Origin of the sequence: Corynebacterium intestinale (assembly GCF_023574125.1) — a bacterium.
Classification (GTDB): Bacteria; Actinomycetota; Actinomycetes; order Mycobacteriales; family Mycobacteriaceae; genus Corynebacterium; species Corynebacterium hesseae.
This window is the reverse complement of the sequence record NZ_JAMKFF010000005.1, coordinates 79725-103590: the sequence shown is the minus strand read 5'-3', so window position 1 is coordinate 103590 and position 23866 is coordinate 79725. Positions and strand designations below refer to the sequence as shown.

Below are 23866 nucleotides of genomic sequence, written 5' to 3'. Positions count from 1 at the left end.
CCTGGAAGAGCGGGCCTTTTCTAAAAGTAACCGCAAGCGGTGGTTCTATACCCGGCGGCGTCGCAAAGCGAGGCACCCTGCCGCGACAATTGCGGCGCCAGCGAGAGCCCACAGGCCTACGCCCTCACCACCGGTCTTGGGCAGTGCACCCTTGGTGATGTCAGCGACCTGAAGGACGCCGATCTTCTTCACGCAATTGGCAGCGGTGTCGGACTCTGCGCACCTATTACTCGTGATCGCGGTCTTTCCGGAGAGCACCTTAATGACTGCATTGCCATTCTGATCCCACTCCGTCGAGAACTTGATTGGCGCGGGCAGCAGATTATAGCCGTTCGGCGCCTTCGTCTCGATAAGGTAGTACACGCCAGGAGCATCCAAGCCTTCGAGCTTCACGCGGCCTGTGGTGGTGGTCGTGGACTGCTTCACCACGGGGTTAGCATCAGTGTTGACGCTGCCATCTGTGTTTAGCTTCAGGTTACCGTCAGCGTCAGCGCGGTGAACAGTGAACTGCGCGCCGCCAAGCAACCCGTCGGTTTGGATCTCGTCCGGGTTGTCCGGGTTATAGCTCGCCTTTTCGAGCAGGACGTCCATCGTTTCCTTGGTCTCCAGCGGGATACAGTCAGTATCCTTCCAGCCGCCCATTTCTGCCTCGTTCATGAGTCCAAAGTTGGGCTCGTGCAGGCCATCCTTGATGTAGCAGCGGGTGTTTCCTGCAGGTTGGCTCGGGTACCCGGCGGGTACAGAGGTGCTGTCCAGTTTTGAACGATCCAGCTTGAAACGCACCGTTATCTCATAGACGTGCTGCCCAGTGCTTCCTTCAACACCCTTGGGTTTAATGATCTTCGGAGTGTCATTCTTGTTGAGCTCAAAGGGGCCGGCACCTTGGTACGCACGCGGCTGGCTGGTCTTGTTGAACTCGTCCTTGAAGATCACAGTGGCCCCAGTAACCGTGGCAGCACCAACAAACCTCGGGGTGTCCGTGAGCTTGCCGTAGATCACGTCGTTGGTGTCGAAGCCAGGTGCGTCCGGTGCCTCAACTACGACGTTGTACTTCGCGGTATATTCATTCGCTGCACCAGGAACAGGTTGCGGTGTGCTGTCGACAGCAACCTTATTGAAACAGGCTTCAGTAGCGACGTTGTCATCTTCAGCCGGGCTCGACTCCCCGTCCGTGGCCTGGAAAGCAACCTTGTTCGGACTACACACCGTCTTGAGGTTGCCGTCCTCATCCTTACGAACTGGAGCGGAGACAACGAACTCTACCTTCGCGTGGCCAGGAAGGGTACCAACGTAGCCCATCATGTACCGAGACTCACCAGCTGTAGCTGACGGCAGGGTCATTCCGGCATAAATACCGGTTCCCGGCGCAATCTGGTCAGGTCCTGGCATATGACCGTTAACCTGGGTAGATCCTGCTCCAAATCCCTCGAATTCCGCAGTTGGACCGGAAGCGTTCACACCATAGTGAGTATCCGTTGGTAGGTACTCCCAGAATGTGCCGCCCGAACTGGTGTTATCCGTGGTGTTTTCCACGGAGATGGTCCAGAAAGTACGCACCTCGCCGTTTACCACCTTGGTCTCCGAGCGTTGCTTCTTCACCGCAATGTTTGATTGCAGCCCTGGCGGTGGCGGAACTAGGTCGGAGGCCGCGTCCGTGTTAAATGAAGCAGGCAGGTTGTTCATTATGTTGACCAGCTCGAACGTCGGACTACCGGAATCCGGATTACTGATTTTCAACTCAAAGCCCAGCTGATTCGCATTCGCACTACCCGAGCCAAAGCCCAGGTTTCCATTGGAGTAGGTCCACGCCTTGCCCCAAGAAGCAGAGGGGTTCGAGATCGTGCGCCCATCGAAGGTCTTGATGCCGGTGAGATCCCAGGTCCTGATGTCGCCGGTCTGTGTGTCAATGCGTTCAAGGATAAGCTTGTCGCCTGCCTGAGCCTTACTCTGGAAACCCCACATATACTTCTGGGCTTGCGGGAGCACCGCCCAGTCCTCCGAAAAAGACCGCTGGTTTCCGAACACACGTTCAGCAGTGACTTTGTCGACGTCAACCTTATAAAGGTGCCGAGTACCAGAGGTAGACGTATTGCCCACGAAGAATCCCTCGCTGGTGTACACGCCAGCGTTGAGGACATCCCGGTCGCCGCTCGTTTCAAACGGGGTACCGGTACTTCCGGCCTTTAAAATAGGCCCAAGATTATATACTTCACCGGTTGCCGGATTGATCTGAAGGAGATTTCCTGCCGGGTAGCAAGGATCACCATTTCGGCCGCGACTCTGGCTCACCGCATAGAGCCAGTTATCACTCGAATCAAAGGCTAGAGCATTGTACACCCAGGGAGTGGACTCTCCCACCTGGCGAAAGTCTCGGCCTTGGTTGACTTGACGGCTCAGAATGGAAGTGTCTCGGCGAAGATCCTTAGGTTCACTGGTTACAACGTAGACAGGGCTACCGTCGGCAAATTCAGCTGGGGTGAGATCGCGCTTTGGCTGTCTGCTTGTGACCGGATCTTGGCACTCCTCTTTCGCAGGAACGGTGAAGGAAGCTGTAAACACTGTATTGGCTGGCCCGCGGTGAACACCCTTAAACTGAATCTGTGCGGTGCCACCAATAGTAATCTGCGGCAGGGTGACTTGGTATTCCTTGGCGCTAATCCTTTTGTAGGTCACCTTCGCCTCATACCAACCTCCGTTGGCACCGGTGTAATAGATCGTCAGGTCATCAGGGTTAGTCGATAAATAACTGTTAACGCTGGATTTGAGGGTAACCACCGTGCCTTGCGGAATGGACAGCTGGCCGCCAAAAAGCTCACCGTCCGGAATCTTAAAGTTCGGGATATAGCGGCTTCCCTTGAGCACGTATCCATCGTTTACCATCGTGATGGTGCGGTCGCCTGCAGCGTACGGGGTAATGTTCGGCGCCGCCATCAGACGGGCTGGGGCCGCGTCAACGTCAGCAATATCAAGCGGCTCAGTCACCTCCGAAGGGGCTTCTAAGGCTTCGCTGGATTCAGGTGATGACGTGCTGGTAGTCTCCTCGGCTACTCCACGCACATCAACGGACATTCCACGAAGATCGGATTCCTCTGCGATCGCCGGAGTCGTCAGTGAGAAAGCTGCGCCTGCGGGCACATCGACGTTGAGTCCGGTGACGCGGAAAGCTACTGCATTGCTCGTCGTATCTACAACGAGGTTGTCGCCTTCGCGAACGGGGATCTCCTCACCGTCGATTGTCAGCGTGAATGCCGCGCCTTCGAATTCAAGCTGCGAAACCTTGGCACTGAACTCCAGCTCCTCCACCGTTCCGCCATCGACGAAACGGCCTTCAAATGTAGCGCTGTCGCCAGCGGGAATGCTCAGCTGGTCTGCGGAATCAAGCTCGGCACGCAACGCTGTGGTTTGTGCCTCGGCGACAGCGCCAACGAAACCTGGAAGAGCAGCCGGCGCAGCGACGCTAAAAACTAGGGCCAGCACTGCAGCGAACGCCCCTACGACGCGCCAGCGATACGCTACCGGCTCGACCAGATGAGAATCTGTCCAGGACATTAGCGTCCCTCGCTTTCTGAATTCTTCCTACGGCTAAAGGCAATCATTACGAAACCAGTGGCGATCAACGCCAACGCTGCGGCAACCACGCCGAGTACCTGTGCACCGGTCATCGCCAATGAGCCACCATTGCCTGACGGCACTGCTGGGGTTGAGGTCTTACCGGCACTTGGAGTTCCCGGTGGCGTTGTCTCGGGTTGGTGCGGCGGCTTGCCTGGTTTAGTCGGTGGATAGTTCGGAGGTGTTTGCGGGGTATCCGGGTGTGACGGCGGAGCGCTCGGAGTAGATGACGACGTGGTTGGCGTCGGCGTTTCACCCGGTTTGTGGGTCTTAGCCACGATTACTCCTGGTACCGGATTCGGGTTATCCACCACGGTGTGGAACGGAACCGCCAGCACAAACGGGTTGATCTCTCGGTAGGAATCATCCGGCGCTGTAGACGTCACCACATAGAAGCCATTAGCTAGACCATCAAACGTCACCTCGCCATTGGCATTGGTGACCAGATCCACGTGCACATCGGTGCGCCAATCACGAACCTCGTCGAGATTCGCGTTCCGTACGCGGGCTGCGTCGTCAGCGTTGGTCGGGTCCAAGCCGGCAAGCCGGGCCAGATGTATCGTGACTCCCTGAATCTTTCCTGAAGGTGCCTGACCATCATCATCCGGATTGCCCTGCGTGAGCCGAACAGTCACCGTATCCGAGTCCACGGTCTGCTCCGCACCAGTAGTCTGCTGCCCGGCAACCTGTACCGCTTCCGCAGCAACCATGCCCGGCCCAGCAAATGCAATTGCACACGCTACTCCGACGGCAACCGTTTGGGCCGACCATGCATTTGTCAACCTCTTCATCGCCTTACTCCCGCACGCTACTTTCTTTATTAATAACTTCTTGTGCTCCGGCAGCCGCCTGGTGCCGTCGCAGCCACCACACCAGCCAGCAACCAATGACAATCACTGCAGCCAACAGTACGTACATCCACCATTGCCAACCCGGGCCGTGGGAGCCATCAAATACCGACTCTTCCCCCGGCTCCATGGGAACCTGATGTCCACGTACCAACAAGCGATGTGTGTTGATCCCGTACGGGGTACACGTAATCAGCGTGACGTAATCCTGATCGGCGACTGGCCGTAGGCCATCAACTTCACTCGGCAGAACCACTTGAATGCTGTCGACGACGTACTTCAATTTGTGGCCAGCAACCTGGATGTAGAACACATCTCCCTCGGTGGCAGAGTCGAGGTGATCAAACATCGTCGAATTCGCTAGGCCCGTGTGCCCTGTGATGACGGAATGGGTTGCTGGACCGCCTACTGGCAAATCAGAACCATATAAATGTCCTAGTCCACGCTGCAGTGTCTTATCCGCGGTGCCATGAAACACCGGCAGATCGACGTCTATTGCTGGAAACACGAGGCGAGCCATCGCTTCGGTCTCACCCAACTGTTCCAGGTAAGCCTCATAATCGGGATTATCTACACCGATACGGTTCAGCCACGGATCCAAGATCGGACCCGACGTATGCTCCTCGTTGTATGCATGTGCAGCATCCCACACCGAATCCTGCACCTGCGCCGGTGTCTCTTTATCCAGTCGCGCATATTCCTGCGCCACTCTTGAGGCGTTCCAATTGTTCCATGCGGTCGAGACCACTGGGTATAGCATCACCAACAACCCAACGACAACGATTACCGCCGGAAGGACTAGGCCTCCACGGCGCCTGTGCCGTCGGCCTGCATTTTGGCCTACCACCGTAGTCAACGACCCGCACCACCCAAAACAATGCCCCACGCGCTAGCGCAGCGCGACCGGGATTACAACGAAAGAGAATGAAGGGGACTGAAGTCTATACCTAGCCCAGTCCCCTCACTGGGTCGAGCACCATATTTTGATTACCCGACCCGCAGCGCCGACCATCATGGACAGTCTGCGCCACCGGAACTACGCCCGGCTATTAGTTGCGCGCGGTACGACGAGCGAACCAAGCACCAGCAGCAACAATTGCTGCGCCAATAGCAGCCAGGATGCCCACACCGGCGCCACCGGTCATCGGCAGGTTCGGAGTGTCCTGCTTAATGTTGTCAATCTCGGACACGAGGGTAATCTTGTCGTCACCGTTCAGTTCACCAGTCTTCGCGATGTTGTCGCGGGTGAAGTCAATCTCAGTAACGTTTTTCTTCGGCAGCGCATAGCCGGCCGGAGCCTTGGTCTCCTTCAGGCAGAACTTCTTGGTTGCCGGAGCAACCTCCTTGTTGTCCTCGAAGTCGGTGACATGCAAACCATCGATGGTGATGGTGCCATCCTCACCAGTGGTCCACTTGTTCGCACCGTTAACCGTCAGCGGGTTCTCGAGCTTATCCTGCGCGGAGGCACATCGGTAGAGCTCGAACTCCGCACCTTGCAGGACCTTGCCGACTTCCTTGCCATCCTTCTTCACAACCTTGAGCTTGCCGTGATAGGTCACGACCTCGTTGGTCTTGTTTTTGACCTCATTGCCGGTGTTCGGGTTGTTGAAGATGACGTCAGCCTGGTTCTTCAGCTCAGTGGTGGCACCGACTTCTTTGCGCTTGACGTCGAAAGTCAGGGACAACTTGTCACCGGAGTTGACCTTAGCCAGGCCCTGCTCGGTCAGGGTGACGACGAGCTTGTTACCGTTTTCTGCGGGGTTGTTAACGGTGTAGTCACCGGTCTCAAGAACGGTGTCGCCGGCCTTGACCTCAGTGACCTTCTGGAAGTCAAGGCGCTTGTCCAACTGATCCTCGAAGCGGAAGGCAGTCAGGCTCTTGCCTTCGCCCCACGTCGGAGCGTCGGCGTTAATGGTGTAGGTGTATGCGTCCTGGATGTTCTTATCCGCATCCTTGACGGTCTTTTCAGTCTTGGTCTCAGTGTTCTTCGGGTAGGCCACTACGTCGTAGTTCCAGGCATCGGAAGCCTCATTGACCATCGGCACCGACACGATGAACGGAGCACCAGCAACGATACCAGCCGGGGCCTTCGTCTCTTCTACCAAGTAGATGCCCAAAGGCAGATCAGTGAAGGATGCTTTGCCGTCAGCACCGGTGGTTACCTCCTTGGTGTCCTTGCTTTTATTGGCGTCCGTGACGTCAGCAGCCGACTTCGGGAACTTCGCCCAATCACCGTTCTGCAGGTCGTAATCAAGCTTGGTGATCTTGTAGGTCACACCAGACAGTGCCTCACCCGGGACGCCCGCCATTTCCTTACCAGTGGCCCGATTAGCGGTTTCGGCGCCCTTCTTCTTGTAGAGGGTGATCGAGCCCTTCTTAGTGAAATCGATGTTTGCCTTGTTCACGGCCCCCTGCTCAGCGCCAGGGTTCTCCTGGGCCAGTGCACCCGGAGCGGAAACGCCCAAAGCGAGTCCGGCGATAGCAGCGAAGGCAACTGAACGAGCGGTACGAGAGATCTTGTTCACGGAAACTGGTCCTTTACACGAGTTCTGAAATGAGACACCACGTCTCATTAGCTGTGTGCAATCCATTCCCCACGGTTCACGCACCATGACCTGACCCGTTGCTAAGATTCTTTCGCCTGCCGAGAGCAGTTTTCAGGTGGAAACGCCTACGCAGGCCCCAGACTTAACTTACGATGGCCTGTGGATTACATAACTAGATTCTATACCCAGCACCTGAGGAAAAGTCCCCGACTAAAGCTCCCCCCCCCCCAGAAATTCAGCCAGATCGCTCAAGGTTCCGCCTCATCCACACTAGCGTGAATACCTCTTTCGCAGGTCAACAACCGTTTTTGAAATCTCATATAGGTTCGCGTGTAATTGAACACATTACCCGCTTAAGAGGGTAAACCTATTCGATTTTACACCCGCCACATAGCAACCCCATCACACAGAAGAATGGCTTTCTGGAGAGCACCCTCCAGCGACAGTAAAATAACCATTAATACTGCCAATATCAGCAGACAATCCAGAACTTTCAGCATCCCGACAAAAGGAAGTATCGCCAAGAAGGCCCAGGGGTATTCCGAAACCATTCAGATCCTCAGTTTTCAACAAGCCACACGACTGAAAGTTAATAGCGTTAAGATTCTCTGGAGCAGCTCTCTACGAAGCGTCAGCCTCGGATGCTGCGCGAAGCAGCGCAGCATAGGCACCACCGCGGGCCAGCAGCTCAGCATGGGTGCCGCGCTCGACCACTTCGCCGGCATCGAGGACGACGATCTGCTCCGCATCGCGGATGGTGGACAGGCGGTGCGCGATGACCAGGCGGGTGGCGTCCGCTCCAAGGACCGCCTCCTGGATGGCGCGCTCCGTCTCGTTGTCGAGGGCGGAGGTGGCCTCATCCAAGATGAGCACCCGTGGTTGGCGCAGCAACGTGCGGGCAAGCGAAAGGCGCTGCTGCTCACCGCCGGAGAAGCGGTAGCCGCGCGAGCCCACCACTGTGTCCAGACCTTCCGGCAGCGCGGCGATGACCTCGTCCACGCGCGCGGCGTTAAGCGCCGCCCACATCTGTTCCTCACTCGCATTCGGCTGCGCGAAGAGGAGGTTCTCCCGCACCGTGCCGTGAATCAGGTAGGTCTCCTGGGAGACCACGCCAATGACCTCCGCGCGCTGCTCAGGTGGAATATCGCGCAGGTCGACCCCGCCCAGGTGCACGGTGCCTTCGGTCGGATCGGCAAGGCGCGCAAAAAGTGCGGCCACCGTGGACTTGCCGGACCCGGTATGCCCCACTAGCGCGGTGGTGGTGTGGGCGGGGATGGAAAGGGAGACGTCGGAAAGCGCGTCGGTGTCGGTGCCGGGGTAGCGGTAGGAGACGTGCTGGAGGGTGAGGGAGGCGTCGGCAAGCTGGGCGGGCTGGGTGGCCTCGGTGAGTTCGGGCTCCAGGTCCAGGTACTCGAAGATGCGGCTAAACAGCGCCATCGACGCCACCCACTGCGCGCCCACGTTGAGCAGGCCGGTAATGGGACGGAAGATCTGGGTCTGCAGGGTGGAAAAGGCGATGAGCGTGCCAATCGTAATGCCCGGGCGCAAGCCGGCCGCCAGGTAAATCAGGGCCGGCATCACGCCGAAGATGATTTGCGTCAGCGCCATGCGCCAGCGCCCGGCCAACTGCGATTCCAGCTCCAAACGGATGAGGGAGCGCGAGGTCTTCTCAAACGCGCCATAGACCCGCTCCTGCGCGCCCAGCGTGGCCGCCAGTCGCATGCCGGAGACCGACAGGTTCTCCGAAATGGTCTGCTGCAGCGTCGCCTGCGCGCGGCTGTTTTTCTCCATGAGGCTGCGGCGCAGAACGGCGGCGCGGCGGGTCAGCCACACTGCAGGCGGCAGTACCACCAGGGACAAAAGCGAGAGGGTAGGCGAAAGCGCCACCATCGCCACCAACGTAGCCACAGTCATGGTGAGGTTGCTGGCCACGGATGTCGCGGTTGTGGTCACCATGCCGCGCATCGCCGCGATGTCATTGGTCAGGCGCGACTGAATCTCACCGCCGCGGTTATTGGTAAAGAACTGCAGCGACTGGCGCTGCAGGTTGGCAAAGACCTGCGTGCGCAGCTCGTGCATGATGGTGTGCCCCACCCGCGCCGACAGAAAGGACTGGATAACGCCGATGGCCTGGGAGACCACGGTGATGGCCAGCATGCCGCCCACCAGCCACAACAGCAGTGCGGTGTCGTGGTTGGGAATGGCCTCGTCCACGGTGCGGCGCACCAAGAAAGGCTGCACCACCGTCAGCCCAGACGTCGCGATGATGAGCGCTACCACCACAAGCAGCGTGCCGCGGTGGGCTGCGAAAAGGCCGGCGACGCGACCAAACTTCACTGGGTGCTGGGCCAGCTGATCGACGTCCGCCGGGTCCTTCACCGCGGTGTGCATCGGCCGGGTCATGGCTTAACCGCAGGTAACGATGGGCTGCGGGTCATAGACCGTGGTGGTGGTCTCCCGGGAAATCTCTTTGCCGGAAAGATCCTTAATAATGCGCGTATCGGAGGTGGTAAAGCCCGGCGCGCCGGACGACGGCGAGCAATCCTCGCTCACCGATTTCCGCTGCGGCTCGGTCTTGGCCCAGCGCCCATTGTTGACGGACTCCACGTCCACCGTCTTCACGCCCTTGAAGCGCACGGTGATCTCGTTGCCAAAGCTGGTCTCGATGCGCACCGGGTGGTTGGATGTGTTCTTAAACTGCAGGTCAATCGCACCCTCATACACGGTGGCCTCACGGCCCGCCGGATAGCGCGAGATGTAATAGGAGTGCGGGGTGTGCGCCACGTCTTCCATGCCCGCGAAGTAGGCCGCGTTGTACAAGGTGGTGGCGAACTGGGAAATGCCGCCGCCCACGGCCTTGCCGGCGTGACCATCGATGATGATGCCGGATTCCACGTAGCCCTGCGCGGTACCGCGCGGGCCGGTGTAGCCGTTGAGGGAGAAGGTCTCGCCCGGGTTAACCACGGCACCGTTGACCTGCTGGGCTACCAGCCGGATGTTGGTACCGGATGCCCCGGAGAAACCACCGGTGGAGAACTCGGATACGGTGTCATCGAAGGTAGCCTTCTCCGCCATCTCCGTGGTGAATTCCGCGGGGTCCGGCTTGTAGTCGGCGTCCCATTCGCGGTCATCCTCACTGCTGACACGATCCTCGAAGCCCTCGAGGGTCTTCTCCCAGTCGATGATGGAGCCATCCACCGAGGGCGTGATCTGCTTGTCGTTGCCGCTGAAGGAAATTTTGGCGTTGGTGCCGGGCACCTCGGAGCCTTGCATGCGCTCTTGGAAAAGCTCGCGCGCGCGGTTCTTATCCACCTTGAGGCGTAGCTCGCCATCCTCCGCGGCGATGGAGACGAACTGGGAAATCTCCGGCTTGCGCAAGGTGCCGGTGGTGTTGTTCTCGCCCTTCAGCGTGAGCGGGTTATCCAGCGCGCGGGCGGCATCCCCGGTGCGCATGGCCTCAATCGCCTCATCATTAATCTGAGGCTCCACCACCATCGGCTCGACGTCGACGCCCTCGGGGTCGAGCCAGTGCTTCACGACGCCCTCGTGCAGCACTCCCTCTTCCACCGCCTGGCCGAGCTTGGGTTTGGTCTCTTTGAGGGAGCCGTCGATAAGCTCCAAGTTTCCGTCTTCCGGCTCGATCTTCAGCTCGTTGCCCACGCGCTCGAGTTGGCCGGAGAGCTGGTTCTCATCGATGTCCACAGCCACAGGGATTTCCTGGGTGGGCTTAATGAAGCTGTACAGGCGCGAGAGGGGGTTCAGGGAAGCGTCGGGAATGCCGTCGACGGCTTTCTGATAATTCAGGCTCAGGCCGGAGTCCTGGGGGATAAGCTGCGAGCTTTTCTCCCCGGCGCGGATATCCACGGGCTGGGCCGCGACGTCCCCGAGTTCCTGCTCCAGCTTCTCCACCGCAGCGGTGCGCTCCATGCGGGAGATGTCCACGCCGCCGACCGACGTCGCGCGCGGGACCTTGTGCTGGTTAGCCATGACGTCCCACGCATAGGCGATGCCGGCGATGAGTATCAGGCCGACGAGCACGCCAAGGGTCACCTGGAGCCCCTTGCGTCGCTGTTGGCTGTGTCCGATTGCCTTTTTCACGTGTACGAGATTAACGGCTGCCAGCTAGTTTTTACTAGTCGCCCTCTTGCTGGGCCACCACGTCGGCGGCCGCGTCGATGACCGCGTTGATGTCATCGTCGGTGGACCACAGCGGCATATCGGCCCCGGCGGTGAGGGCTGCGGCCACGGCCTCCGGCACGCTGAAGTTCTCCGAGATGGAGGCCATCCCTCCCAGGTCATCGGTGTAAATCGTGCCCTCGAAACCCAGTTCCTCGCGGGCCAGCTGGTAAGCCCGCGGGTTGAGGGAGGCGGGCTCGTCCCCTAACCCAGGCACCACGAGGTGGCCCATCATGAGGGCCGCTTCCGGGGCTTGCGGGATTGCCGTGTGGAAAGGCACGAACTCGTGTCCGTACAGTTCTTCCAGCGGCGGGGTAACGGCCTCACCCAGGTGTGTGTCCCCGGAGGCACGCCCGTGGCCCGGGAAGTGCTTGAACACGGCCTTCACGCCGGCGGCCTGCAACCCGCGGGCAAAGGCCGCGCCATATTCGCCGGCGGCCTGTGGGTCGGTGGAGAAGGCGCGGTCGCCGACGACCTCCAGGTCTCCCCCATCCACATCGAGCACGGGGGCGAAGTCCACCGTCACGCCGTGGGAACGCAGGCTCTGTCCAATCTCCGTGGCCAGGGCCTCGACCTCCTCCGGGCTATGGCCTTCCGCCATGGCCTGCGGGGAGGGGTAGTCGCCCAAGATTTCGGAGAAGCGCTGCACACGCCCGCCCTCGAAGTCGATGGAGACCTCGAAGTCGCGGCCCATCTCCTCGCGCAGGGCGTTCACTCCCCGCGGGCCATCGCTCAGCAGCTCCGGGTCGGCCCAGCTCGGGATGAAGAGTCCACCCACGCCGGCCTCCAGCTTCGCGCGCGCATCGTCATAGTTCAGCGCAGGCGGCATGAGCTTGGCGGCGGCACGGGCGCGGACATCCTCGGGCGCGGCTTCCTGTGGTGTCGCGTCACCCGACGCGGCGCTCGGGGCCGCGGCGCTGGATTCGGCAGGCGGGGCGTCGGAAAGCTCAGGCTCCGTACTGCACGCGCTCAGCGCGCAGGTTGCGCTCAACAGGAGGGCGGGCATTACTTTTTTCATGCACACCAGTGTGCCTGAAGCACCCGCGCGGGCAACAACCGGTTGTTAGGATGGTCACATGAATAACGGAGAGACCATGCTCATTGCCTATGACGGCTCCGACCGCGCCGACCGCGCCCTCGAGTACGCCGCGCGGCTCCTGCGCCCCACCGACGTCGAAATCCTCACCGCCTGGGAGCCGTCCGCACGCCAGGCCGCCCGCGCGGTCAGCCGCACCGGGCTGCACCAATCCACGGTCTCACCGGACAGCGTGGAGGATGACCCGGCCTATGAAGAGGCCCTCGCCATCTGCCACCGCGGTATTGCCAAGGCCGAGTCTCTTGGCCTGCGCGGCCATGCCCACCTGGTGGAATCGGTGACGACGATTCAGAGCGCGATTGTTGACGCCGCCCACGAACTCGACATCGACGTCATCGTCACCGGAACCCGCGCGCTCACGGGCTTCCGCTCACTGTGGAATAACTCCACTGCGGAGTACATCGTGCGCAACGCGGGCCTGCCGGTGTTCATCGTTCCGCCGGAGAACGATGAAGAGGACGACGACGCCGCGGAGAGCCACTCCTAAAAGGCGGCATCGAGCTGCTAGAATCTGGCGCCATGGCATTCGACAGCGATTCACTCAACAAGCGCACCCTGGGCCCGGCCCTGGGCAGCGCGGTCGTTGGCGTAGCGCTGGGGGTCGTGACCATCCTGGGCATCGCGCAGTTCTCGCAGGCAGATGCCGTGCCGAACGATAATTCCGTCAAGGCCTCCGACGCCGTGATGGGCGGGCCGGAGTACGGCTCCCGCAAGTAGCGTGCGCGCACGTATCGGGGGGCTTTTCTTTTTAGCCCTCGTGGTTCTGGTGCAGCCGTGGGGGCTGACCGCTGCTGATACCAAGCACGATCTGGTGGCCAACCCCGCGCATTTCTTGCGCTGCGCGCTGCATGCTTATACCGATACTTTCACGCTGGGCCAGTTGCAGAACCAGGCCTATGGCTACTTGTTCCCGCAGGGTTTGTTTTTCCTGCTGGCGGACCCACTGCCGGATTGGATAGCGCAACGTGCGTGGTGGTTCCTGGTCTTAGCGGTGGGCTTTCTGGGCTTCTTCCGCGTTGTCCGGACAGTGCTTCCCACCGCGCCGGGCTATGCCGCGCTGATGGGCAGTCTGCTCTATGCGCTCTCCCCGCGCACGCTGACCACGCTGGGTGCGATTTCCTCGGAGACCTGGCCGGTCATGCTCGCGCCCTGGGTGCTGCTTCCCTTCCTGCGGCCGGGCCGGCTGTGCTGGCGGGATGCCGCGCCCTCGGTAGTGGCGGTGGCCTGCATGGGCGCGGTCAACGCCACGGCCACGCTAGCGGCCTGCCTGCCGGCGGGTGTGATTCTGCTGTGGCGGCGCGCGGGCAAGGCCGGCCTGGTGTGGTTGGCCGGATGCGCTGCAGTGTCCGCGTGGTGGATTACCCCGCTGCTCATCCTGGGCCGCTATGCCCCGCCTTTTACGGAATTCATCGAGTCCGCCGGCGTGACCACGCGCTGGCTCAACCTGGCGGAAATCCTGCGCGGCACCACGAGTTGGGCGCCGTTTGTGGATACCGAGCGCGTCGCCGGCAACGAGCTGGCCACCGAGCCGGTCTTCGTGCTTGTCACCGTGGCCGTGGCCGCCCTGGGTCTTATGGGCCTGGCCCGGCTGCCGCGCGAGTGGGCCTTCATGCTGTTAGTGGGCGTGGCCGTACTGGGCACGCATGCCGCGTGGTACCTCGACGCGCTCGATGGCCCGCTGGCCGCGCTGCGCAACGTGCATAAATTCGACCCGCTGGTGCGCATCCCACTGGTACTCGGCGTGGCCGCGATTGCTGCCAGGGTGAGGCTGCCGCGTTCGGTGGACTTGGGGCGTCGTGAAGCAGCGGGCCTTCTGGTGTGCCTCGTGGTGATGGGTGCGACTGCTCCCGCGTGGACAGGCAGGCTGTTGCCCAAGGGCGCGTACGAGGAGGTCCCGGCCTATTGGCACGAGGCCGCCTCCTTCATGAACAGCCTGGATACGCGCGTGCTCATCTACCCACCGGCCTCCTTTGCGCGGCAGGACTGGGGCTGGACGCGCGATGAGCCGGCGCAGCCGCTTCTCGACGTCCCCTGGGCCGTCCGCGACGCCGTCCCCCTCATCCCGCCCGAGGCCATCCGTGGTCTGGACGGTGCGATGGCACAGATTTCCCGCGACCCTGCCACCGCACCCGTGGTGTTGCAGCGCCTTGGGTTCGGGGCAGTTGCGGTGCGCCACGACCTGACTTCTGGTTCTGCAACCCATATTCCGGGCGAGGTCCACACCTTCGGGGAGGTCGACGTCGTCGTCTTCGACCGCGACCTCTCCATGAACTTGGCGCCTGCGGATCCGCCGCGCGTGGCGGGCGGCGGCGAGTCGCTCGCGCTCCTCTCCGGCCCTCACGAGCTCGTCTCCTCCGACGCGGACATCGTCACCGATACGCCTGCGCTGCGCGACCGCAACTACGGCACGCTTTCCGGCCCGGTCTCCGCGCCGCTGGCCCCTGATGACCCTTCCACCGTGCGCAATCGACTGCGCGATTACCCCTCCGCTGGCCCGCTGACCCAGGTGGTGGAGCACGATGGTCGCGTCACCGCGTCCTCCTCTGCCGCGGATGCTTCTGCCTTCGGCGGGGCGAACCCGGCGCGTTCTCTTACAGCGGCCGTCGACGACGAGAACTCCACCGCGTGGTGGCCCGCGCCCGGCGATTCCGGTTGGCTGGAGCTGCACTCCGATTCCACGTGGACCTCGCCCACGCTGCGGCTGATGACCACCGGCACGACTGAGGTCACCATCCACAACGGCGACTCCAAGGTGACGGTCACCATGGAGGCCTACCGCGCCCGCGATATCCGCGTGCCCGGCGCGAAAGCCTCCACCATCCGCATCGAGCCGCAGCACCGCACCGGAATTGCGGAGGCCTCCATCGTGGATCAGCCCACCCCGCGGCGCATCGTCACCGTGCCCGATACCTCGCCCGATGCCGAGCAGTTCCTCTTCCAGCAGGACAACGAGCACATCCTCATCCGCTCCTTTACTACCCCGCGCGACATGACGGTGCGGGTCTCCGGTGAGAAGACAGTGCTTATCGACGGCTCCCCCCACGCCCCCAACTCCACCCTCAACCTGCCCGCCGGTCAGCACCTCCTGCGCACCACCGGCGACTGGGCGGCGCTGACCGATACCGCATCCTCCCTGCCCGCGCCCCTTCCCGCTTCCTCTGACCGCTCTTCAGCCGCAGCCGGGTCTTCCGCCGGCTCAGCCGCCACATCCGGTGCTGACCACGGCTATACCCCGCTCGCTGCCGGTGAGACCATCGAGCCCGCCGACCACGACCGCCTCCTCATCACCGGCCGTGCCTTCAACGAAGGCCTGCGCGGCGAGCTGCGCTCCCCCAGCACAGCTGCGGTCTCGACGCCAGGTTCAGCACAAGACTCAGCGCCGGACTCAACGCCTGCCTCCAGCTCGGAACCACTGCCCCTCGAACCGCGCTCCATCGATGCCGACACGCAGGCCTTCCTCATTCCCGCCGGTGCCGGCGGCACCTTCCACATGTCTTTTGCTGCCGACCGCGCCTATCGCGTCGGCTTGGGCCTCGGCGGCGCGCTCGCCGCGCTGACCACCGCGCTGTGCCTGCTCCTCATGGCCCGCGGTCCGCGCCCTCACCCCGCTTCCCCCGCCTCGCCTTATGCTTCCGCCTCCGCTGCTTCCCAAACGCTCTCGCCCGCCCGTGTTGCCCACTCGTCTAGCTCGGCGCGTGTCCTTCTAGCCCTGCTCATCGCGGCAACGATGGCGCTCGTCGCGGGCCTGCCCGGTGTTGCCGCCGCTGCCGCGGCGTGGGCCATCACCCGCTGGACCACGTTGCGCTCCGACTACTTGGCGGGCGCGCTGACCCTGGCCGCGGGCGCGATGCTCGCCCGCGCACCCTGGCCCACGGACGGCTACGCCGGCGACTCGCTGCTCGTGCAACTGCTCTGCGCCGCGGCCATCACGTGTGCCTGCCTCCCATCCCGCCGCACGTCCTAAGTACCCGGCCCCGCCCCAGATGGTTTCCCTCAAAAGGTACTAGTCAAAAGGTGTCTTTGGGGGCAGGGAAACCATCTGCGGCGATGTAAAAGGTTTGTTTGGGGTCAAGTAAACCGTTTGACTAATGCCTTCTGGAAAATGCCATGTGTGAAGTGCCGTCTACGGCCCCGCCGAACCGGCGGAATCAGTAAAACCGGCGGCGTTGGCAAGGGATCCGGTACCGCCAGAGCTCGCGGAATCGGCGGCGAGGCGCGGCAGCGAACGCGGAATGGTGATGCGGCCGCGGGCGAAGGAGCGGATGAGGTCGCGGCCGGGGACCTCGACAAGCGCGTAGGTCGCAGCAGAAAGCACACAGCTAACGACCACCGTGAAGACCAACACCACCGCGAAATCCCCGGCAGAGCCGGAGAAAGCAGACACGCCCAACAGCGGGAAGGCAATGGCCAGCACCGCTACGTGCCACATGAAAACACCATAAGACCAGCGGCCCAGCGCTCGCATCACCTCGGAAGAAAGCCAGCTTTCCTGCGGGGCCAGCGCCACCGGCACCACGATGCACGCCCCGCACACCGCCCCCGCCGCAATGCGCCGCGCAAACTCACCCGGTTCTGGATGCACCAAGCCCTGCGGGCCGAACCACTCACGGCTGGCCAGCCACACGCAGCCCGCGGCCACCGCCCAGCAAGCGGGCCGCACAACGCGCCCGGTGCGCAGGCGCACGCCAGCTGCCTCCGCCTCCGCGGCCAACATTCCCACCGCAAACCACGAAAAGTACGCCGGCGGCCAAATCTGCGTATTGACATCGCCGGATTCATACCCGGCCACAAATGGCAGGAAGCCCCAGAACAGGCTCAGCACACCAGCAACTGCAATCAGCACCACCCGCCAACGCGCCGAAAACCTATCCAACAACCACGCCAACAGCGGCAACACCGCATAGAAGGCGAACTCCACGCACAGCGACCACAATTGCGTTAACCCGGGAACCAGGCCATCGGCAATATAGAGCTGCGTGCCAGTCAGGTTGGTGATGACTTGCGGGAGGGTTAAGGGGGAAGCGTCGGGAAGCAAGGCGAGCACGACCACCACACACACCACATACAGCGGCGCCAAGCGCGCCACGCGGGAGAGCACGTACTGCCCCGCCGTGTGCGCGTGCCGCCGGCGCCACAACAAGAAACCGCTGAGGACGAAGAAGACCGCCACCCCGTAATCCAGGCGCTCAGCCCAGGCCCAGCCGGTGGCCGTCTGAAAGGACACGTGCGTGACTACAACGGCCAACGCCGCCAGCGCACGCACGCCTTCGAGCTCAGGGAGAAAGCGCATGGCCCACTACGATACTATTTCTGCAGTGAATCCCTCGACCGATCGGAGCTGACGTGTTCCTTCGCTCCCGCCTAGCGCAGGTGACGATTGCCGCCGCGGTGTTCCTCATACTCGGGTCCATCCTTCCGCCGCTGTACAACAACCAATCCCGCCCGCTGCCCAGGGACCTCAACCTAGAAATCCACGCGGAGCACGATGGAGCCACGTTCACCCGCCACACCACCACCGCCCCCGCGATGAAGGATTCCGTGGCCCGCGCGCAGTCCACCGTGGACCTCACCTTCAACGGCGAAACCATCGCGCACATCACCGAGGAATCCCAGCTCAACCGCGAATCTACCTACCCGGTGGCGGGGCCGAACACGACGCAACACATCGAGCTGCCCGCCTTCGACGTACAGGTAGAAGACCGGGTGGAGCGCGACGGTATCAGCTACTTCTTCCCCTCCGGCGCGGAGCAGCGCTCCTATCCATTCTTCGATCCGCTGACCCAGGACACGGAGCCCATCGATTTCCTGCGCGATGAGAAGCTCGACGGCATCCCCACCTACGTCTTCCACCAGGATGTCGCGCCAGTCTCGCTCGGGGAGGTCTTCGCCTTCGAAGCCCACCGCTCCGGCCCTGCGGGCGATTTCTACTCCGCGGAGTCCCTAGAGCGCTACGACCTCAAGCCGAAATCACACGTCATCCTCGAGCCTTTCTACGCCGTGAGCCGCACGGTGTGGGTGGAGCCCACGACCGGCACCATCGTCAACGAGGAGGAGCACCCGCGCATCTTCTGGGCCACGGACGCGCGCCAGGCCCAGGCCATGGTCGACGCCGATGACACACACGAGCGTGCGCTTCTCGACGTCCCCCTCTCCTGGTCCGATTCCACCCGCACCGAACGCCTCGACTCTGTTCGCCGGGTCATCGACACGGTCAAGATCTTGAGCCTCATCGGCTGGCTGGGCAAGGCCATCGGCGTGGCGTTGTTGGCGGTGGCGGCCGCGATGTTCATGCGCCGCCATGCAGCGCAGAGCGCGTAGGCGCCCGTGATTGTGTCCCGAGCATCCCTTGCGGTGCGCATCGCCCTCTGCGCGTGGGGCGTGGCACTCGTTCTCGCAGTGTGTTGGCCCTTCGTGCTGCCCGGCGAGTTCCTGTGGCGCGACATGGTGCTGCTTGACCGCCCAGCCCTGAGCGCCGCCGCCTTCGGCGCCGGTGACCTTCCCGCCCGTAATGCACCGCAGGACGGGGTACTTGCCTTATTCGGCGGGGCGTGGCTGGCCAGGGTCTTCATCCTTGCTGCCGCGAGCGCCTCGGCGTGGGTGGCGGGCCGGTGGGCGCGCGAGTCCGGCCCGTGGGCGGCAGCCGCGGCGATGGCGTGCGCGGTGGCCAATCCTTTTATCATCGAGCGCCTCTTGCAGGGCCAGTGGTCGTTGGCGGTCGCCGCCTGGTTAGCGCCCGTGATCGCGTGGGGTTGCCTCCATGCGCGCCCGCGCGTGGCGTGGTTGGCGCTGTGGGCCGCGTCCTTGACGCCCACCGGCGGCCTCTTCGGGGGCCTCATCGCGGTTGTCTGTGAGCGCGAAGGGCGAAGAAGATGGCTCTTCGCTGGCGGCTCAGTTTTGTTGTGGTTGCCGTGGCTAGTTCCAAGCCTCGTGGCCGGTTCGCCTACCACCCACGGCGACCCCGCCGTCCAGGCCGCGGCCTTTGCCCCGCGCGCGGAGGCCTACGTGGGTGCGGTCGGCTCGCTGCTCGGCTTCGGTGGCATCTGGAATGCCGCAGCAGTACCGGCTTCCCGCGAGCAGGGCTTCGCCCTGGCGGGACTTGCCGTCGCCGCCCTCGCTGTCCTGGGCGCTGCCCGCCTTCCCCGGCGCGAGCTGCGCCCGCTCGCGGCCCTGGCGGTTCTCGGCATGGGCCTGGCCATCCTCGGCGCACTCGCCCCCGGTCTCATCGCCTTCGCCGTGGAGCACATCCCCGGCGCGGGCCTTGTGCGTGATTCCTCCAAGCTCACCTTGCTCGCCCTACCGCTGGCCGTGGCGGGTATCGCGTCCCTGCGCCAGCTTCCCGCAGCACTCGCGCTGTGCGCCTGCCTGCTGCAGGCCCCCGATGCACCGCGGGAGCTCGCCGTGTTACGCCCACGCGAAACGGGCATCGACCGCCAGCTCGTCGAAGAGCTCGACGGCCGCCTGACCTTCTTCGCCGACCGCCCAGCCATGGTGCCGCTTGACGGCGGCATTGCCCTCGACCCCTATTCCAAGGCCGCCAACAAGCTCGACTCCGGCGAGCTCACCGTCGACGGCGTGCCCGTCGACGAACCTTCGCCGCGCTACCTGACGGCCACCGAAGCCTGGAACACGCGCGACCTCGACCGGCTGGAGGAGCTCGGTGTGGGCGCGGTCGTCGAGGACGGCCGCATCGTCGCCACCACCAACGCGCAACCGGCACCCGCCCCGTGGGGGCTTAGCGCCGCCTGGTGCGCACTTCCGCTTCTAGCAGTTCTTCGAAGCGCGCGCCGGTTTTCTCCCACGAAAAAGTAGCCGCCAATTCGTGCGCCGCGTTGCCTAAACGGTGGCGGAGGGACGGATCGTCGACAAGCGTGCGCACCGCCGGCGCGAACTCTTCTTCGCGCTGCACCAGCACACCGGTCTTGCCGTTGATAACGCTGTCTTGCAGGCCAAACGCATAACCCACCGTGGGCACCCCATGTTGGGCCGCCTCCATGACTGCCAAACCCCAGCCTTCTTTTCGAGACGGCATGAGATGGACATCAGCGCGAGCGAGCAGCGCATGCTTATAATCCTCCGTCACCTGACCACGGAAGCGCACGCGCTCCTCCACCCCGTTGGCGCGCGCATACTCGCGCAGGTGGGATTCCCACCAGCCGGAACCGATGACGTCGAGAAGCGCGCCCGGAATCCGCGCCACGGTGTCCATGGCATGCTCAATCTGCTTGTGCGGCACCAGGCGCGACAGCGTCACCAGGTGGATATCGGCCTCGCGCTCCAAGGTAGGCACGTGCGACGGCAGGGGGTCCACGCCATTCTCAATGATGTGCGCGCCGTGAATCCCCAGCTTCTCCAGGTCGCGCTTCGAAGCCTCCGAGACCGTCACCCACGTGTTCTCGCGATAGAGCGCGGGCACCACGCGGGATTCCAGGAACCACCCCAGCCGCGCCAGCACGGGCCCGGCCACCGGCCACTGCTCGCGGTGACAGTGATGCGTCAGGATCACCACGGGCGCGCGAGTGGCCAGGCGCGCGAAGAAGGGGATGCCGTTGTGGGTATCCACCACAACGTCAGCGCCGCGCAAAGCGCGGCGCCCCAATAAAATCGACAACAGTGCGCGCGGATACACGCTGAACTTGGCCCCGGCGCGCGAATAGAGCACGCCGTTGCGGCGCTCGCGCTTAGCGGCGTTCATGTGGCGCGCGGTGCGGAAGACCACCTCGTGGCCCTGGGCAGCGAGGTATTCCCCGACGCGCTCGAGGTAGCGCTCGGAGCCGCCACCTTGCGGGTGGGTGGAATCGCGCCAGCACAAAAGAAGGATTTTCATGACGATGCTTTAGCCTAGTGGGTTATGAAACGCACCCGTGCCTTGGCCACACTGCGCCGCTCCTGGCGGCTGCTGCGCTCCTTCCGCTTTGAGCAGTCAGCGCCCGCGATCTTTTATGGCGGTCTGGCTGAGGACACCGCCGCGCTTGTCGACGCCCTCTCCCGCGACCATTCTTTGTCCCTCACCGGCGCGCGCGTGCTCGACGTCGGGGGCGGGCCCGGCTATTTCGCTTCGGCCTTTGCCCAGCGCGGGGCCAGCTATGTCGGGCTGGAGCCGGACGTGGGCGAGATGGCCGCCGCCGGCATCGAGGTGGCCCAAGCCGTGCGCGGCGACGGCACTAGCTTGCCCTTCGCAGATGACACCTTCGACATCACGTATTCCTCCAACGTGGCCGAGCACATCCCCAACCCGTGGGACATGGGTGAAGAGATGCTGCGCGTAACCAAGCCCGGCGGGCTGGTGGTCTTGAGCTACACGGTGTGGCTGGGGCCTTTTGGCGGGCATGAAACCGGCTTGTGGGAGCACTACGTGGGCGGCGAGTTTGCCCGCGACCGCTATACCCGCCGCCACGGCCACCCGCCGAAGAACGTCTTCGGCACCTCGCTCTTTGCGCTCTCCGCCCGCGAGGGCTTGGACTGGGCGCGCAGCGTGGCTCCGCCTAGTCCACAGGGCGCAGAGTTCCTCGCGGCCTTCCCGCGCTACCACCCTGCCTGGGCCTGGTGGGTGCTCAAGGTGCCGGTGCTGCGCGAATTCCTTACCTCCAACCTGGTCCTCGTCCTGCGCGCTTAAGCCCCTAAAACGACGAAAGCTCCCCCGCAGGGGAGCATCCGTTTAACGGCGAAGATTAGGAGGCAGACTCAACGCGCTCCTTGAGCGCGGTGAACTGATCCCACACCTCAGACGGAACGCGGGAGCCCAAGAAGGTCAGGTACTCCTTGTTGTCTTCCATGTCGCCAGCCCAGTCAGCCGGGTTCACGGCAAGCGCCTCGCGGACGTCCTCGATGTCGAAGTCGATACCGGTGAGGTCGATATCCTCCGGGCGGGCGGTGTGGCCCACGACGGTCTCAACGGCGTCGACATTGCCCTCGATGCGGTCCACAATCCACTTGAGAACGCGGGAGTTCTCGCCGAAGCCCGGCCACAGGAAGCGGCGGTCCTCACCGCGGCGGAACCAGTTCACCAGGAAGATGGCCGGCATACGGTCGCCGCCCTTTTCACCCATATCTACCCAGTGCTGCAGGTAGTCACCGGCGTTGTAGCCCATGAACGGCAGCATGGCCATCGGGTCGTGGCGCAGGGCACCAACCTTGCCCTCAGCGGCAGCGGTCTGACCGGAGGAGAGCAGGGCGCCAATCATGGTGCCGTGGTTCCAGTCGAAGGCCTGGGTCACCAGCGGGACGGTATCCGCGCGGCGGCCGCCGAAGAGGATGGCGTCAATCTTGACGCCCTTCCAGTCATCGAATTCCGGCGCAGCGGAGGGGCACTGCGTAATCGGCACGCAGTAGCGGGAGTTCGGGTGCGCAGCCTTGGTCGTCGACGCCGGAGTCCAGTCGTTGCCGTGCCAATCGATGAGGTGCTCTGGGGCCTCGCCCATTTCCTCCCACCAGACATCGCCGTCGTCGGTCAGCGCGACGTTGGTGAACAGGGTGTTGCCCGGCTCCATCGTCTTCATGGCAATCGGGTTGGAATCGTAGTTAGTACCCGGTGCCACACCGAAGAAGCCGTTCTCCGGGTTGACGGCGTACAGGCCGTCCTCGCGCAGCTTCATCCAGGCGATGTCATCGCCCACGACCTCAGCCTTCCAGCCCGGGATGGTCGGGGTGATCATGGCCAGGTTGGTCTTACCGCAGGCGGACGGGAAGGCGGCCGCGATGTGGTACTTCTTGCCCTCCGGGTTGGTGAGCTTCAGGATGAGCATGTGCTCTGCCATCCAGCCCTCTTCCTTCGCCATGACGGAAGCGATGCGCAGCGCGTAGCACTTCTTGGCCAGGATGGCGTTTCCGCCGTAGCCGGAACCGTAGGACCAAATCTCCTTGGTCTCCGGGAACTGCGTGATGTACTTCTTGTCATTGCACGGCCAGGCGACATCCTCCTGGCCCGGCTCCAGCGGGGCGCCCACGGAGTGCAGAGCGTGGACAAAGTCGCCATTGTCCCCGATCTTGTCCAGGGCCTGCTGGCCCATGCGGGTCATAATGCGCATGGAGAGCACAACATAAGCCGAGTCGGTGAGCTGCACGCCGAGCTTCGGGTCCGGATCACTAATCGGGCCCATGCAGAACGGCACGACGTACATGGTGCGGCCCTTCATGGAGCCGCGGAAGGCCTCGGTCATCTCTTCCTTCATGGCTGCCGGCGGGGCCCAGTTATTGGTCGGGCCAGCGTCCTCAGCAGTCTCGGTGCAGATGAAGGTGCGGGACTCCACGCGGGCAACATCCGAAGGATTCGAGCGAGCCAGGTAGGAGTTCGGGTGCTTCTCCTCGTTGAGCTTAATCAGGGTGCCCTTTTCCACTAGCTCGGCGGCGAGGCGGTCAGCCTCCTCCTGGGAGCCGTCTACGAAGACGACCTCTTCCGGCTGGAAGAGCTCGACGCTCTCACTGATCCACGAAATAAGCTTCTCGTTCTTCGTGGGCAGTTCACCTACAAGGCCCTTAATAGTTGCGGTCATCTCACATTCTCCTGTGGTCGGTGTGGCCAGGGTGCTTTATTTCGCCGAAGGTTCCCCCAACGACGTTTCACCAACCAGAGTACGGACACTGGTGATGACAGA

General features: G+C 62.9%; 16 protein-coding genes. 6 read left to right on the top strand and 10 right to left on the bottom strand.

Annotated features, from left to right (window positions below; all coding sequences use genetic code 11):
* Positions 1 to 45: 45 nt before the first annotated feature.
* From M5J06_RS07285 to M5J06_RS07255, 7 genes are all read right to left on the bottom strand, one after another.
* Entirely contained in the window at positions 46 to 3549 is a 3504-nt protein-coding gene (locus tag M5J06_RS07285; RefSeq protein WP_250224323.1) for a prealbumin-like fold domain-containing protein, read from the bottom strand.
* Positions 3549 to 4400, bottom strand: coding sequence for an isopeptide-forming domain-containing protein (locus M5J06_RS07280; RefSeq protein WP_250224322.1), 852 nt, complete (start codon positions 4398 to 4400; stop codon positions 3549 to 3551). Before M5J06_RS07280 ends, M5J06_RS07285 begins: the two co-directional genes overlap by 1 nt.
* Positions 4401 to 4404: 4 nt before the next feature.
* Positions 4405 to 5313 (bottom strand): class C sortase, encoded by a 909-nt coding sequence (locus tag M5J06_RS07275; RefSeq protein ID WP_284150875.1) that lies wholly within the window; start codon positions 5311 to 5313, stop codon positions 4405 to 4407.
* 193 nt (positions 5314 to 5506) lie between these two features.
* The gene (locus M5J06_RS07270; RefSeq protein ID WP_250224321.1) at positions 5507 to 6982 is read right to left on the bottom strand and encodes a SpaH/EbpB family LPXTG-anchored major pilin; all 1476 of its coding nucleotides are present in this window, start codon (positions 6980 to 6982) and stop codon (positions 5507 to 5509) included.
* Between the two features lie 642 nt (positions 6983 to 7624).
* The gene (locus tag M5J06_RS07265; RefSeq protein ID WP_250224320.1) at positions 7625 to 9406 is read right to left on the bottom strand and encodes an ABC transporter ATP-binding protein; all 1782 of its coding nucleotides are present in this window, start codon (positions 9404 to 9406) and stop codon (positions 7625 to 7627) included.
* A gap of 3 nt (positions 9407 to 9409) precedes the next feature.
* Entirely contained in the window at positions 9410 to 11101 is a 1692-nt protein-coding gene (locus M5J06_RS07260; RefSeq protein WP_250224319.1) for a VanW family protein, read from the bottom strand.
* A gap of 34 nt (positions 11102 to 11135) precedes the next feature.
* Positions 11136 to 12197, bottom strand: coding sequence for a glycoside hydrolase family 3 N-terminal domain-containing protein (locus tag M5J06_RS07255; protein ID WP_250224318.1), 1062 nt, complete (start codon positions 12195 to 12197; stop codon positions 11136 to 11138).
* Positions 12198 to 12255: 58 nt separating this feature from the next.
* Here M5J06_RS07255 and M5J06_RS07250 point away from each other — a divergent pair, with 58 nt between their 5' ends.
* The 3 genes from M5J06_RS07250 to M5J06_RS07240 are packed head-to-tail and all read left to right on the top strand — an operon-like array spanning position 12256 to position 16239.
* A complete protein-coding gene (locus M5J06_RS07250; protein ID WP_070525873.1) occupies positions 12256 to 12762 on the top strand; it encodes a universal stress protein in 507 nt (168 codons plus the stop codon).
* Positions 12763 to 12794: 32 nt separating this feature from the next.
* A complete protein-coding gene (locus tag M5J06_RS07245; RefSeq protein ID WP_070531932.1) occupies positions 12795 to 12992 on the top strand; it encodes a DUF2613 domain-containing protein in 198 nt (65 codons plus the stop codon).
* A 1-nt stretch (position 12993) separates the two neighbouring features.
* The gene (locus M5J06_RS07240; RefSeq protein ID WP_250224317.1) at positions 12994 to 16239 is read left to right on the top strand and encodes an alpha-(1->3)-arabinofuranosyltransferase domain-containing protein; all 3246 of its coding nucleotides are present in this window, start codon (positions 12994 to 12996) and stop codon (positions 16237 to 16239) included.
* Between the two features lie 159 nt (positions 16240 to 16398).
* On the opposite strand, the gene M5J06_RS07235 is transcribed toward M5J06_RS07240, so the two are convergent.
* Complete coding sequence (locus M5J06_RS07235; RefSeq protein ID WP_250224316.1) at positions 16399 to 17565, bottom strand: acyltransferase family protein; 1167 nt, start codon at positions 17563 to 17565, stop codon at positions 16399 to 16401.
* Positions 17566 to 17618: 53 nt separating this feature from the next.
* On the opposite strand from M5J06_RS07235, the gene M5J06_RS07230 reads away from it, so the two are divergent.
* Both M5J06_RS07230 and M5J06_RS07225 read left to right on the top strand, forming a co-directional pair.
* Entirely contained in the window at positions 17619 to 18593 is a 975-nt protein-coding gene (locus tag M5J06_RS07230) for a PorA family protein (protein WP_250224315.1), read from the top strand.
* A 12-nt stretch (positions 18594 to 18605) separates the two neighbouring features.
* A complete protein-coding gene (locus tag M5J06_RS07225) occupies positions 18606 to 20084 on the top strand; it encodes an MmpA family trehalose lipid delivery protein (protein WP_250224314.1) in 1479 nt (492 codons plus the stop codon).
* Here M5J06_RS07225 and M5J06_RS07220 read toward each other — a convergent pair.
* Positions 20008 to 21099 (bottom strand): glycosyltransferase family 4 protein, encoded by a 1092-nt coding sequence (locus M5J06_RS07220; protein ID WP_250224313.1) that lies wholly within the window; start codon positions 21097 to 21099, stop codon positions 20008 to 20010. The two genes, M5J06_RS07225 and M5J06_RS07220, sit on opposite strands and share 77 nt — an antisense overlap.
* A gap of 24 nt (positions 21100 to 21123) precedes the next feature.
* Here M5J06_RS07220 and M5J06_RS07215 point away from each other — a divergent pair, with 24 nt between their 5' ends.
* Positions 21124 to 21888 carry a class I SAM-dependent methyltransferase gene (locus tag M5J06_RS07215; protein ID WP_250224312.1) on the top strand — a complete coding sequence of 255 codons (765 nt, stop codon included), beginning with the start codon at positions 21124 to 21126 and terminating at the stop codon, positions 21886 to 21888.
* 55 nt (positions 21889 to 21943) lie between these two features.
* On the opposite strand, the gene M5J06_RS07210 is transcribed toward M5J06_RS07215, so the two are convergent.
* On the bottom strand, positions 21944 to 23764 hold the full coding sequence (locus tag M5J06_RS07210; RefSeq protein ID WP_250224311.1) for a phosphoenolpyruvate carboxykinase (GTP): 1821 nt from the start codon (positions 23762 to 23764) through the stop codon (positions 21944 to 21946).
* Positions 23765 to 23866: the final 102 nt, after the last annotated feature.

Excerpts from the sequence above, each read along its gene's own strand:
- M5J06_RS07285 (WP_250224323.1), bottom strand. The coding sequence starts at position 3,549 with ATGTCCTGGACAGATTCTCATCTGGTCGAGCCGGTAGCGTATCGCTGG.
- M5J06_RS07280 (WP_250224322.1), bottom strand. The coding sequence starts at position 4,400 with ATGAAGAGGTTGACAAATGCATGGTCGGCCCAAACGGTTGCCGTCGGA.
- M5J06_RS07265 (WP_250224320.1), bottom strand. The coding sequence starts at position 9,406 with ATGACCCGGCCGATGCACACCGCGGTGAAGGACCCGGCGGACGTCGAT.
- M5J06_RS07255 (WP_250224318.1), bottom strand. The coding sequence starts at position 12,197 with ATGAAAAAAGTAATGCCCGCCCTCCTGTTGAGCGCAACCTGCGCGCTG.
- M5J06_RS07250 (WP_070525873.1), top strand. The coding sequence starts at position 12,256 with ATGAATAACGGAGAGACCATGCTCATTGCCTATGACGGCTCCGACCGC.
- M5J06_RS07245 (WP_070531932.1), top strand. The coding sequence starts at position 12,795 with ATGGCATTCGACAGCGATTCACTCAACAAGCGCACCCTGGGCCCGGCC.
- M5J06_RS07235 (WP_250224316.1), bottom strand. The coding sequence starts at position 17,565 with ATGCGCTTTCTCCCTGAGCTCGAAGGCGTGCGTGCGCTGGCGGCGTTG.
- M5J06_RS07220 (WP_250224313.1), bottom strand. The coding sequence starts at position 21,099 with ATGAAAATCCTTCTTTTGTGCTGGCGCGATTCCACCCACCCGCAAGGT.
- M5J06_RS07215 (WP_250224312.1), top strand. The coding sequence starts at position 21,124 with ATGAAACGCACCCGTGCCTTGGCCACACTGCGCCGCTCCTGGCGGCTG.
- M5J06_RS07210 (WP_250224311.1), bottom strand. The coding sequence starts at position 23,764 with ATGACCGCAACTATTAAGGGCCTTGTAGGTGAACTGCCCACGAAGAAC.